Source organism: Pseudomonas sp. LPB0260 (genome assembly GCF_013388395.1).
The window spans coordinates 1-12,508 of the sequence record NZ_CP058247.1; the positions used below are offsets into that span (position 1 = coordinate 1).

Genomic DNA, 12,508 nt, shown 5'->3' on the forward strand with positions numbered 1-12,508 from the left:
ACGAATGCAACCGCACTGACGACAGGCTTGAAAAGCGATTCCTCATCTACTTGTAGGGAGCGTCCATATACCATTTGTGAGCAGCGTAATATATGGTCGTTCGCGAATATGTGATTGTAGGAGCTAGCGCCTTTTAATAAGCGCAACCGCTGCCTCTGCGCGAAGCGCCATGCCAGCGATTTTGTGTGCCAGTTCGTTGTGCGATATGAAGAAATCGTTAGTTGCATTTAATTTTATGAACAAAGTATCCAGCTGTTCCGGTTGTAAAAGTAAGTAAGCAACTTCGTTGTTCTTTTGGGCAGACATGGCCAAAACTAGGAACTGTCCATTCTTCACCATTCTTCAATAGAAACATAGACCAACTACCTCTGGCTTTGTCTCTACCTGTCTGAATGCAAGTCGCCTGAGCTTCTGCTGTACCAGCCATTAAAAATTTGGTCGGATAGGCGGGCAACGTTGCAACCAGCATATACGTGAAGGCCCCCATTAAACAGCTGGACGCTGGAATAGCGAAGAGAGAATACAAAAACTGCTTATAGTTGCCTTCTTTGTATATGTTGGCTAGGTACCGGAAACCCGCAGGTTTTGAAGGTGTTCCTTTGTAGATGCTGCACATCAGAATAAGCGCAAAAAAAAATCAGCAATGATGAGTACGGGAGTACGACGTACTCTAAATCTGCCAAGGGCACATAAGGAGCTCGGGCTCCAAGAATTATTCCCCAAATCAGCACGCCAAATATTACCAAGATGTGTGCTGCTCTCTTTTCTATACTCATGAACTTTACTTATGGGCTCCAGCTGCTGCTAACGTTTGGTTAAGGGGCGGGCTTTAGCCCGTCCCAGTGAGCGAAGCGAACGACTTGAACCACTAGTTAGAGAACTTTCCACGTTGCTTTGGTTGTATAGCCTAAAGCAGCGGATAGTGTGAACAAGAATGAAAACTTAGCAATGCCAACTGCCGCGAAACTTAGCTGCGCCAAGCGGTCGTGTACCCCATGTGTTTGAGTAGCAAGCATTGCTATACCGATTAGGCAGTAAATTACACCGTAAATAGCGCCTGTTCCTGCACCGCTTTTGAGTGGCGTTTTACTAGAAAAATATCCTGCAACAAAACCTCCTGCCAGCCAAGGAAGGCTATAAATAGCCTCAAGCATAAGATTAAGGAATGGCCCTGAGAGTGGCTCGCCGAACACGGAAATAAGTACGAGCTTCAGGGTTTTTGCAATTAAATATGCGGCGACTGCTGCGGCTAAGCCAAGTGATATTGAGCTGCGTACCATGTTGTTCTCTAACGTTTGGTTAAGGGGCGGGCTTTAGCCCGTCCCAGTGAGCGAAGCGAGCGATTTGAACCATTTGTTAGAGGCATGGTGTTTATTCTGTGCATCTGTCAGGGTGCTTATCGCATAAGTAGCTTGTAAATTTTAAGAACTGCGACTTGTATAGGTTGTCGTTTGATAATTTGGAAAGTATTGGGTAGTAGAGATTTTGATGAATTACGACCGGGATTCCCCATATGGAATTTGGTGAGTGTGGTGCCGAGTTGAATACAATGATCATTATTATAAAAGGGCCAGCCAATAGTATGGCTGCGCATAATAATAGCGTTATCACTAGTGTTCTGGCCCTTCTGGTTGGCAGCATGGTTATGCTCTGCCTCTAACGATTAAGCTAAGGGGCCGGCTTTAGCCGGTCCCAGTGAGCGGAGCGAACGATTTGAGCGCATTGTTAGGTGCGTTATCGACGAAGCAGCGCTGTGTGATTGTGAAGATGCACGGAGTTACTCCCAAAGTTTCCAGCCAACGTATATGAAAGGAGCAGCGGCATAAAGCCCAGTAATTACAGCGGATAAGATTGATGGCCTGAATGAAGGCAAGCCACTTTTTACAAATTGCAGAAACACAATGAACGGCCAAAAAATGCAAATGGTGATTGCGACGCTGGGGCTTTTTACCAGCGGTGGGGTCAAATCAAATGCGCCGAATGTAACAGCCAGCGTGAAATAAACAATTGCTGCGAAGATAACTACCCAGCCTTGCGGCGTGGTAATTAGTGGCCCCCGAAGCAGCGCCGTTACAGATTGTGCGGAATAGTCCATAAGCACCTAACTAAAATTAGGCACCAAACGGTGCGTTTAAACGCACCATTTGGTGGATAACGTTCTGGGAGGGGGGAGCCTGAAGGGCTCTGGCGCGCGCCTTGGGCGGGGGGCGTTTGGGCGCGGGGGTGTTATGCACCATCGGGACAATTCCATTTGCGAGGGGCCGAAGAGGCGTCGAGATTAGCGCGTGCCGGGGACGGGAAACAATATGGTCGGTGATGACCAATTGGTTCTGGCAGCTGTACTGCGCGTGGGCAAATCGGCAGTTGGTAACAGGCAACGCGGCGGTATGGGCGAAGTCGATTCGGTGCGGTGGTCAGTTTTGCTGGGCGGGCGGTGCGTTAGCTGCCTGCTCGCATGTGGCGCTAACTCTAAAAAGGGGCGGCCATTGGCCGCCCTAAGGACATCCCTGGAGGGGAGGGTTCATTTGATCTGGATGCGCTCGAGCAGGTAGGCCTTGGCACTCGGGTCGCCGACCCGGGCGGCTTCGTCGGCCAGGCGCAGAGCGCGTTCCAGGTCCTTGCTGGCCAGCGCGGCGTCGATCGCCTGGCGGTAGTAGGCCTGGGTTTCCGGCAGCACCGCCGGTGCCGGCACGCTGGGCAGTTCGTTGCCCATTTCACGACCGATGCTGCGCGGCGGCACGTAGCTGTTGGCCTGCTGGCCGGCGCTGCCGTCTTCGATCAGCACCATCTTGATGACGCCCTCGGGCACGTGCAGGGCCACCGGGTCGGGGATGTTCGGCGGCTGGGTGCCGCGCGCCTTGGCATAGGCCTTGGCCGGGTGCTCCATGAGCGTCTTGCCGGCCAGCTGGGCGTCGCTGGTGTAGAGGATCAGGTAGCTTTCGTTGCCGGGGTTGTCCAGGTACAGCCGGTCGACCCGCAGCCGGGCGTCCAGGCTGTCGCCCTTGAGGCCCTGGGCGGGCACGTAGGTGAAGTCGTCGGCGCCGAGCAGGCGGGTGACGCGGAACTGGCTGTCGAGCAGCATGGCGTTGGGCGCCAGCACGGTGTCGCCGGCCTGGCTGTACAGGCGGATTTCGAAGGAGCGGCTGTTGTGCGGCAGGGCGAAGGCGCGGAAGAAGCTCTTGCCGCTGTCGAATTGAAAGGCCGGTGCGTGACGGTCGATCTGCACGCTGGCGGAAAAGTCGGGGCCGATAGGGGTATAGGGCAGCTCGCGCAGGCTGGCGCAGCAGAGCGGTGCGGCGGCCAGGGCGGCGAGGGCCGCGCCCTGGCTGGTGGCGATGGGGGCGGGCGTCTGGGCGAAGGCGTCGACCCGGCGCAGGGCGTCGTTGCTGCAGCCTGTCAGCAGCACACCGAGCAGGGCGAGGCCGGTTGTCTTGATGTACGGCATGGTTGTTCCTCTTATTGTGTTCATGCCTGCGAGTCCTGTTCACGCTGGGCCGCGCGCGATTGTGCGAGCCGCGTGGGGCGGACTCCTGGAAAAAGGGCCCCGGCCTGTTGCAGGTCCGGGGCAAAGCCATTGGAGCAGCGTTGTTGCGGATGGAACCTGCCCGGATGCAACGGGCAGTCAGCGGCTTACCACCAGGCTTCGGCCTGTACGCCGAAGGTCAGGCCGTTGTCGTCGCCCATTTCCACCGACTCGCTGGCGGCGTTGTATTTGTCGCCGTCCCACATCGCGTAGGTGGCGAACACGCGGATCTGCGGGCGCGCCCAGAAGCTGCGGCCGGCCGACCACTGCTGGGCCAGGGTGATCTTTTTCAGGTCGACGGTGTCGGCGCCGTCGGCTTGCGGGTTGACGCGGTCGTAGCCGAACTCCAGGGCGGTGCTCATGACGTTGTCCCACTTGTACACGGGGCGCACGCCGAAGGAGAACCACTGCTGCCCGGAGTCGTTGTCGAAGTCTTTGTTCTCGTAGATCTGCACGTACATCATTTCGATGTTGTCGCTCAGGCCGACCACGCCCTGGTTGACCAGGCGCTGCATGTCGCCGTTGCTGTTGCCGGTGGTGTTGCGCCCGGTGCCGCCGATGATGCCGTCGGTACCGTATTGCAGGGCCAGCTTGTTGAAGCCGCCGAACCAGTTGCCCTGGGTGTGCTCGACGGTGATCAGGTGGCCCTTCTGGTCGCGATAGCCCGGGTCCTTTTCCTGCTCGTCGGTGAGGTTGGCCTTGCCGTAGTCGTAGCCGAACTCCAGCTTGCCGTCGGTGTTGAAGTCGATGTCGTTCAGGCGCAGGTCGAGGGTGTCGTTGGCCACGTTGGTGCCGGTGCCGGCGCCGTTGTATACCCAGGTGCCATCGGTGTTGCGCATCCAGGCGATGTGGGCCTTGGCGAAGCCCAGGTCGATGTTCTCGATGCCGGCGCCGGGGCCGGAGACATCCCAGTAGTAGTAATCGTTGATGTGCACGTCGTGGCGCTGGTAGTAGCGCTTGCCCGCCCACAGGGTGGAGCCGGGCAGCATGCTGAGGACGTTCTTGCCCTGCACGTTGAACTGGCGGATCGAGCTGGTGCCGTTGGCGTAGGGGTTGTCGCCGTTGCCGCCCTTGCTGTCGGTGGCTTCCCAGTCGTTCGCCTGGTTCGACTTGTAGGCAATCATGCTGTCGACGTAGAAGCTCTGCTCGCCTTCCTTCCACACTTCCTGACCCAGGCCGATCTCGGCGTAGGTTTCGCACTCGTTGCCCAGGCGGTACTTGGCCGGCGCGCCGGCGGCCTGGAAGCACGCCTGGTCGCCGCCACCGCCGGTGGCGCCGATGCCGGAGCGCAGGTAGCCGTGGAAGTCGACGGCCATGGCCGGGCTGGCCAGCAGCAGGGCGGCGACCAGGGCGCTGGGGCGGAACAGCGGGGCAGGGTGGATCTTGTTCATCGTGGGGACCTTTTGTTGTTGTTGGATTCGAGGTGGCCGCTGGTTGGCGAAGCCGTTGCCAGGGCCGGGGCCATGGGCTGCTGCACGACCGGGTAGGGGCAGATGAACCGGTGGCGGCTGTCGGCAAGCGTCCGCCAAGGCCGGTTGGGCCACATCCTCCCGGCGATTTTTTTTCCAGGCTGAGGGGCTGGGCGTAGTGGGGCGTAGGTGCCGGGGAGGGCGGGGCGGAGGTAGCCATGGGCGGTCTACGCCTGCGGCCTACGCCGCAAAAAAACGCCGGGGGGAGGTAGGAGGCGCCGCCCAGGGACGGCAGGCTGCGACAGTCGGGTGGACCCTCGGGGCCGCCGGTCTATCCATCCGGGGGCGGCCCCCCGAAGTCGGATGCTCAGAACAATGACAACAAGGAGCTTTACGATGAACCGATACCTGCGAATCGCCGGTCTGACCCTGGCCCTGACGCCCCTGGCCTACCCCTGGGGCAACCTGCTGCACGCGGCGGACGCCAGCGGCAAGTCGCCGAACGGGGTGCGCTACCACGGCGGCGACGAGATCATCCTCCAGGGCTTTCACTGGAACGTGGTGAGAACCGCCCCCAACACCTGGTACAGCACCCTCGCCAGCAAGGCCCCGAGCATCGCCGCCGACGGTTTCACCGCGGTGTGGATGCCGGTGCCCTGGCGCGATTTCTCCAGCTGGAGCAACCCGGGCGATGGCACCTCGGGGGGCGGCGAAGGCTACTTCTGGCATGACTTCAACAAGAACGGCCGCTATGGCGGCGACAGCCAGCTCAAGCAGGCGGCCAACGCGCTGAACGGCGCCGGGGTCAAGCCGGTTTACGATGTGGTACCCAACCACATGAACCGTGGCTACCCCAACAAGGAGATCAACCTGCCGGCCGGCCAGGGCCTGTGGCGCAACGACTGCGTCGACCCCGGCAACTACCCCAACGATTGCGACGACGGCGACCGCTTCGTCGGCGGTGAGGCCGACCTCAACACCGCCCATGCGCAGAACTACGCCATGTTCCAGCAGGAGTTCAGCAACCTGCGCAGCAACTACGGCGCCGGCGGTCTGCGCTTCGACTTCGTCCGCGGCTATGCCGGCGAGCGGGTCAACAGCTGGATGAGCGCCGCCCAGGACAACGCTTTCTGCGTCGGGGAGCTGTGGAAGGCGCCGGGCGAATACCCGAGCTGGGATTGGCGCAACGGCGCCAGTTGGCAGCAGGTGATCAAGGACTGGTCCGACCGCGCCAAGTGCACGGTGTTCGACTTCGCCCTCAAGGAACGCATGCAGAACGGCAGCATCGCCGACTGGCGCCATGGCCTCAACGGCAACCCCGATGCGCGCTGGCGCGAGGTGGCGGTGACCTTTGTCGACAACCACGATACCGGCTACTCGCCCGGCCCCAACGGCGGCCAGCACCATTGGCCGCTGCCCGACGCCAAGCTCAAGCAGGCCTACGCCTATATCCTCAGCAGCCCCGGCACGCCGGTGGTGTACTGGCCGCACATGTACGACTGGGGCCATGGCGACTTTATCCGCCAGCTGATCCAGATCCGCCGCGCGGCGGGGGTCAAGGCGGCGTCGGCGATCCAGTTCCACAGCAGCTATTCGGGGCTGGTGGCCACAGTGACCGGCGAGCAGCAGCAACTGGTGATCGCCCTGGGCTCCAACCTGAGCAACCCCAACCAGGTGGCCGGCGGCAGCTTCACCCAGGCGCTGAATGTCGATAACGGCCAGGTGCGCATCTGGCGCAGCGGCAGCACCGGCGGCGGCCAGGTGAATGTCAATTTCCGCTGCGACAACGGCGTCACCCAGTTGGGCGACAGCGTCTATGCGGTCGGCAGCAGCGCCGAGCTGGGCAGCTGGAACTCGGCCAATGCCGTGCGCCTCACCGACACCAGCGCCTACCCGACGTGGAAAGGGGTGATCCGCCTGCCGGCGCAGCAGAGCCTGGAGTGGAAATGCATCATCCGCAGCGAGAGCAACCCGACCCAGGTCAAGACCTGGCAACCGGGCGCCAATAACCGCCTGACCAGCGCCGAGGGCGTAATCAGCATCGGTCGCTTCTGACGGCTATGACGGCCCTGGTGCGCATGGCGCACCCTACGTGCGTGCGCCAGCTGCTGTGGTTAAGGGTGGCCGTAGGGTGCGCCGCGCGCACCAGGTTCTATCCTGATCGAGCGATTCGTATCAGGAGACAGGGAATGTCCAACTACCGTCGTGCCCGGGAGACCGGTGCCTGCTATTTCTTCACCCTGGTGACCCATAAGCGCCAGCCTGTGCTGACCCAGCCCAGGCTGCGTGAAGCCTTGCGCCTGGCCATCGAACAGGTACGCCAGGGGCACCCCTTCAACATCCATGGTTGGGTGCTGCTGCCCGACCACCTGCACTGCCTCTGGCAACTGCCCGAAGGTGACGCCGATTTTGCTGTGCGCTGGTCGAAGATCAAGCGCCTGACCAGCCAGGCAGTGCCCGAGCTGTCGGCCAGCATCGGCTTTAGCCGCAGCCTGCGTCGTGAATCCGGACTGTGGCAGCGGCGCTTCTGGGAACACCGCATCCGCGATGAGCGGGACTATCGCCAGCATCTGGATTACCTGCACTGGAACCCGGTGCGTCATGGCCTGGTCGCGCGGGTTGGCGACTGGCCCTGGTCGAGCTACCACCGCCTGGTGCGGGATGGCGTGTATCCGGCGGATTGGGGCGGCGCCGGGGAGGTGCAGGGAGGGTTCGGCGAGTGAGCCGGTGCATCCCATTTCCGCGTGGCCGTGTAAGCCAGGTGGTGCGCGAGGCGCACCCTACGGGGGTAGAGGTGCCTGCCCGGTAGGGTGCGCCGCGCGCACCGGCATCAACCGCCGACCTGCCAGGTGCTGGCCTGCTGGCGGGCCAGGCGCAGTTGCTCGCGAAAGTCCTCGCCGGCGCCTGGCGTCTCCAGGACTTGCAGACGCCGCAGGTCTGCCTGGCGTTGGTGCAGGGCGCTTTCCAGCCAGTCGATACGGGCCAGGGTCAGCGGCGTGCAGGTCTGGCCGCCGAGGTCGTCGTGCAGGTCCAGCCAGTGGGAACGCCAGGCTTCCTCCAGGTACAGGTCTTCCAGGTCGCCCTGCAGCGCCCGTTGCCAGCCTGCGCAGATGGCCGCCAGCCAATCCAGCACCACCGGGCTGGCGCCCCGTTGCGCCAGGTCCATCTGCAGCTGCCGGTAGGTGTCCAGGGTGATCTGCTTCTCCAGGCGCAGGGCGGCCAGGGCCCGGGTTTCCGACTGTCGCTCCAGGGTCATCAGGTGGGCGAAATAGTGGCGCGTCTCGAAGCGCTCGGCGCCATGGAACTGGGGGGTAGCCGTGCCGTTGCTGTTGAAGTGCCGCAGCGGGTCGAAGCGGTACATGTAGCCGAAGTCGAACAGGCGAATCCGGCCGTCGTCGAGGATGTTGCCCGGGCACAGGTCCCACTCGAACAGGCCCTCCAGCAGCAGCGCGCGCAGGCAGTCGAACAGCTGCAACAGGCGCCGCTCCGTCCAGTCCTGCACCGGTTTCCCGGCGATCCAGGGCGACAGCAGCACACCACGGCGGTAGCTGGCGTACTGGGTGTCGACCAGGGCGGCGAAGCGCTCAAAGCCGCCGGGGCCGGCCTTTAGCCGCTGGATGTCGGCGCGGTGTTGCAGCTCGTTGAGAAAGGAGGTCTGGCCGTCGACGTTCTGCACCTTGCAGCGCTGGCGGGCGCGCTTGAGGGTCCAGTGGCGATCGCCGGCTTCGATGCGATAGACCTCGGCGGTCAGGCCGGCGCTGAAGTGCTGGCGTACCCAGGGGCTGTCGGCGTCGGTGATAACCAGTTGCTCGAGGGGCAGGGGGCAGTCGGCGGCGCTGCCGATCTCAAGTTCCGCGCCGCTGGCGGCGAAGGCCAGTTGTTGCTGGTGGCGTTGTTGTTCGGCGGTCATCTGGGCACCTGTTGCGGGAAATGGCTGGTGCGCGGGGCGCACCCTAGGGTGGTGTTGGGATTGGTGCGCATGGCGCACCCTACGGGGTGTTTTCTGTAGGGTGCGCCATGCGCACCACGGGTTTAGGGGCCCTGCACAACTACCACCTTGTCGGCGCCGAGCTGGCGGCTGAAGGCGTAGGCCTGGCCGGGCAGGCGCTGGTGGCGGCCGGCGCCGATGGCCGGGTGACGGGCGCGAAACTGTCCGAGCAGCTGCCAGTGGCGAATCAGCGCGGCGATCTCGGGCTGCTCGTGCTCGCTCCAGTTCATCGCCGAGCGGGTGCCCTGTTGCGGGTCCGAACCGCTGGGGCCGAGGCGCCGCGCGCTTTCATCGCCGTAGTAGAGCTGCACCGCGCCGGGGCTCAGCAGCAGGGCCGAGGCTAGGCCGCGCTGGCGCGCCAGGCTGTGCCCCTGACTGGCGAAGAACAGCGAGGTGTCGTGGGACGAGGCGTAGCTCATGAAGTTGTGCGCCGGGTTGTCGGACAGCAAGGCAGCGTAGTCGCGGTAGGTGCTGTCGGCCTGGGCCAGGCACTCGCTGGCCGGGCCGGCGCTGTCGTGCTGGAAGGCGAAGTTGATCAGACCGTCGAAGCCGTTGGCCTGGTAGCTGTTGGGTTGCGGGCCGTGGCCGAACACCTCGCCGACCATCCAGAACGGCGTGCCGCTCATGGGGTCGTGCGGGTTGTTGGCGGACCACTCGGCGCGCGCCTGGTCGGCGGCGCGGCGCAGTTCGGCCCAACTGGCCAAGTCGACATGCTTGACGGTGTCGGCGCGAAAGCCGTCGACGCCGAACTCGCGCACCCAGAAGCTCAGCCATTCGGCCAGGTAGTCGCGCACCCGGTAGCCTGCGCGCTCGACCGCGCGGGTCGGCTGCTTGCGTTTGAGGAAGGCGGGTAGGGCGACCGCCTGCTGGCTGTCGGTCTTGAAGTCCGGGAGGAAGGCCAGCGAGCCCTTGAGCGGGTCGGCCAGCACGCTGGGCGGGCTGTCGTAGTCGGCGATGCCGGCGCGCACCCAGTCCTTGCCCCACCAGGCGGCCCAGTTCGGGTGCTGGTAGTCGATCAGGTTGTGGTAGGCGTGCAGGTTCTCGAAGGGCTCGGGGCGCCAGGCGCTCCAGTCATTGGGCAGGAACTTGCTCATGCCGCCGCGCAGGGCGCCGAAGTCAAGCGCCTGCATGTCGGCCAGGGTCGAGTAGCCGGGATGGTTGAGCACCACGTCGAACAGCACGCGGATGCCGCGGGCGTGGGCCTGCCGGATCAGCTCGCGCAGCTCGTCCTCGCGGCCCATGTTGGCGTCCAGCTGGGTGTAGTCCAGGGCGTAATAGCCGTGATAGGCGTAGTGGCGGAAGTCGCCTTGATCGCCGCCGCCGACCCAGCCGTGGATCTGTTCATAGGGCGCGCTGAGCCACAGGGCGCTGACTCCGAGCTGCTGCAGGTAGTCGAGTTTGCCGGTCAGGCCCTTGAGGTCTCCGCCATGGAAGGTGCCGATCTCCTGCTCGCCGTCCGGCTGGCGGCCGTAGCTGCGGTCGTTGCCGGGGTCGCCGTTGGCGAAGCGGTCGGTGAGGACGAAGTAGACCGTGGCGTTGCGCCAGTCATGGGAAGCCGGCGCATCCGCTTCGGCCGCCTCCAGTAGCAACAGGCCGCCGCTCTGGGCCGAAGGCTTCAGGCTGACCCGGCCATGCTCGACCCGGGCCTGCTGGCCGCTGTAGGCGTCGCGCAGCAGCTGGCCATCGGCGAACACCCGGCTGACATCGACCTCCAGGGCTTCGCCCTGCCAGCTCGCGCAGCGGGTCGGGCGGGCGGCCTGCTTGACCGGCAGCAGGCGTAGACTCGGCGCGTCGCCGCCCTGGAACAGCAGGCGGTAGCGACCGGCAGTCGCCAGCGTCAGGCTCAAGTGGCTGTCTTCGCGCCAGGGGTGGCGCTGGTACGGCGCCAGCGCCTGGGCGGCGGCGCTGCCGGCAGGCCCTTGTAGCACCAGCAGGCCGGGGGCCAGCTCCAGTTCACTGCTGAAGCGTTGCCGGCCATCCGTCTGCCAGTCCAGCGCCACGGCTTGCTGGTCCAGCCAGGCCTGGACCGGCGGCGCGGCGAGGGCGACGCGCCCCGGCAGCAGAAGGATCGTCAACACGAACAGCCATCGATAAGGGGACACTGAGGGGCGCATGGGGGCTCTCCGGGGTCGGGGGAAACCCCATTGAAGCGACTGGCTGTGCGCTGCGACAGGCGCAGAAAGGGCAGGGATGGGTCGATTTTTATCGCGGTGGTGGCAGACTACGCCCCCATTGCTACGCCCTGCTCGAGTCGATCCGGGGAGGATGTGGGCTGGGCTTTTCTGGTCGAGGATGCAGGGGCTGCTCGACCGGTCCATGGCAGGCAGCGGATGTGGATTAACTATAAGAAGCCACGAGGAAATCACGCATGAACAAGAAGCTGTTTGGCGCCGCCGCGATCGGCCTGGCCGCCACCCTGGGTCTGCCTTTGACGAGCCAGGCGGCCATCGAGGAAGGCAAGCTGGTCATCTGGATCAATGGCGACAAGGGCTACAAGGGTCTGGCCGAGGTCGGCGAGCGTTTCACCGCGGACACCGGGATCAAGGTCGAGGTGGCCCATCCGGACAGCGCCACCGACAAGTTCCAGCAGGCCGCCGCCACCGGCAATGGTCCGGATATCTTCATCTGGGCCCACGACCGTTTCGGTGAGTGGGCACAGAGCGGCCTGATCTCGCCGATCAACCCCAGTGCCAAGACCCGCGCCGAGAGCGAGGACTTCGCCTGGCAGGCGGTGACCTACGACGGCAAGCTGTGGGGCTACCCGATCGCCGTGGAGGCCACCGGGCTGATCTACAACAAGGCCCTGGTCAAGACCCCGCCCGCGAGCTTCGACGAGGTCATGGCGCTCAACGAGGAGCTGGCCAAAGACGGCAAGCGCGCCATCCTCTGGGACTACAACAACACCTACTTCACCTGGCCGCTGCTGGCGGCCAACGGCGGTTACGTGTTCGCCGAAGCCGACGGTGGCTTCGACGTGAGCAAGACCGGAGTCAACTCGGCCGGCGCCAAGCAGGGCGCCGCCACCCTCAAGGCGCTGATCGACCAGGGCGTGATGCCCAAGGGCGCCGACTACAGCGTGGCCGAGGCGGCGTTCAACAAGGGCGAATCGGCCATGTTCATCAGCGGCCCCTGGGCCTGGTCGAACATCAAGAAGAGCGGCATCGACTTCGGCGTGGCGCCGATCCCGGCGGTCGGCAGCGAGCCGAGCAAGCCGTTCAGCGGGGTGATGGCCGCGACCCTGAACGCCGCCAGCCCGAACCAGGCCCTGGCCGTGGAGTTCCTCGAGAGCTACCTGCTGCAGGTCGAGGGCCTGAGGACGGTGAATGCCGACGTGCCGCTGGGCGCGGTGACCCACAAGGCCTATATGGCCGAGCTGGCCAGTGACCCGCTGATCAAGGCGACCTTCGACAACGCCGCCATGGGTCGGCCGATGCCCAACGTGCCGGAGATGGGCGCGTTTTGGTCGGCCATGGCGCCAGCCCTGACCAACATCACCTCGGGCCGCCAGAGCGTGGATGCCGCCCTCGACGACGCCGCCAAGCGCATCGCCAAGTGAAACCCAGCCGCCACCGACGCCAGGCGTCGGTG

Annotated in this window: 10 protein-coding genes; 3 read left to right on the plus strand and 7 right to left on the minus strand. The window is 63.7% G+C overall.

Features of this window, described 5'->3' with window-relative positions; genetic code table 11:
* Positions 1-123: 123 nt before the first annotated feature.
* The 5 genes from LPB260_RS00005 to LPB260_RS00025 form a co-directional block, all read right to left on the minus strand.
* Positions 124-306 (minus strand): hypothetical protein, encoded by a 183-nt coding sequence (locus LPB260_RS00005; protein WP_208706599.1) that lies wholly within the window; start codon positions 304-306, stop codon positions 124-126.
* Positions 307-872: 566 nt separating this feature from the next.
* Positions 873-1,280 (minus strand): hypothetical protein, encoded by a 408-nt coding sequence (locus tag LPB260_RS00010; RefSeq protein ID WP_208706600.1) that lies wholly within the window; start codon positions 1,278-1,280, stop codon positions 873-875.
* A 497-nt stretch (positions 1,281-1,777) separates the two neighbouring features.
* Positions 1,778-2,095 carry a hypothetical protein gene (locus LPB260_RS00015; RefSeq protein ID WP_208706601.1) on the minus strand — a complete coding sequence of 106 codons (318 nt, stop codon included), beginning with the start codon at positions 2,093-2,095 and terminating at the stop codon, positions 1,778-1,780.
* A 426-nt stretch (positions 2,096-2,521) separates the two neighbouring features.
* Positions 2,522-3,445 carry a MalM family protein gene (locus LPB260_RS00020; RefSeq protein ID WP_208706602.1) on the minus strand — a complete coding sequence of 308 codons (924 nt, stop codon included), beginning with the start codon at positions 3,443-3,445 and terminating at the stop codon, positions 2,522-2,524.
* A gap of 185 nt (positions 3,446-3,630) precedes the next feature.
* The gene (locus tag LPB260_RS00025; RefSeq protein WP_208706603.1) at positions 3,631-4,914 is read right to left on the minus strand and encodes a maltoporin; all 1,284 of its coding nucleotides are present in this window, start codon (positions 4,912-4,914) and stop codon (positions 3,631-3,633) included.
* 414 nt (positions 4,915-5,328) lie between these two features.
* Here LPB260_RS00025 and LPB260_RS00030 point away from each other — a divergent pair, with 414 nt between their 5' ends.
* Both LPB260_RS00030 and LPB260_RS00035 read left to right on the plus strand, forming a co-directional pair.
* Positions 5,329-6,987 (plus strand): glucan 1,4-alpha-maltotetraohydrolase domain-containing protein, encoded by a 1,659-nt coding sequence (locus LPB260_RS00030; protein ID WP_208706604.1) that lies wholly within the window; start codon positions 5,329-5,331, stop codon positions 6,985-6,987.
* Between the two features lie 134 nt (positions 6,988-7,121).
* Entirely contained in the window at positions 7,122-7,655 is a 534-nt protein-coding gene (locus LPB260_RS00035; RefSeq protein ID WP_208706605.1) for a transposase, read from the plus strand.
* Between the two features lie 107 nt (positions 7,656-7,762).
* Here the strand turns inward: LPB260_RS00035 and LPB260_RS00040 are convergent, their stop codons facing one another.
* Both LPB260_RS00040 and LPB260_RS00045 read right to left on the minus strand, forming a co-directional pair.
* Positions 7,763-8,842 carry a hypothetical protein gene (locus LPB260_RS00040; RefSeq protein WP_208706606.1) on the minus strand — a complete coding sequence of 360 codons (1,080 nt, stop codon included), beginning with the start codon at positions 8,840-8,842 and terminating at the stop codon, positions 7,763-7,765.
* A 122-nt stretch (positions 8,843-8,964) separates the two neighbouring features.
* A complete protein-coding gene (locus LPB260_RS00045) occupies positions 8,965-10,998 on the minus strand; it encodes an alpha-amylase (RefSeq protein WP_256625427.1) in 2,034 nt (677 codons plus the stop codon).
* 290 nt (positions 10,999-11,288) lie between these two features.
* On the opposite strand from LPB260_RS00045, the gene malE reads away from it, so the two are divergent.
* Complete coding sequence (gene malE, locus LPB260_RS00050; protein WP_208706608.1) at positions 11,289-12,476, plus strand: maltose/maltodextrin ABC transporter substrate-binding protein MalE; 1,188 nt, start codon at positions 11,289-11,291, stop codon at positions 12,474-12,476.
* Positions 12,477-12,508 lie beyond the last annotated feature (32 nt).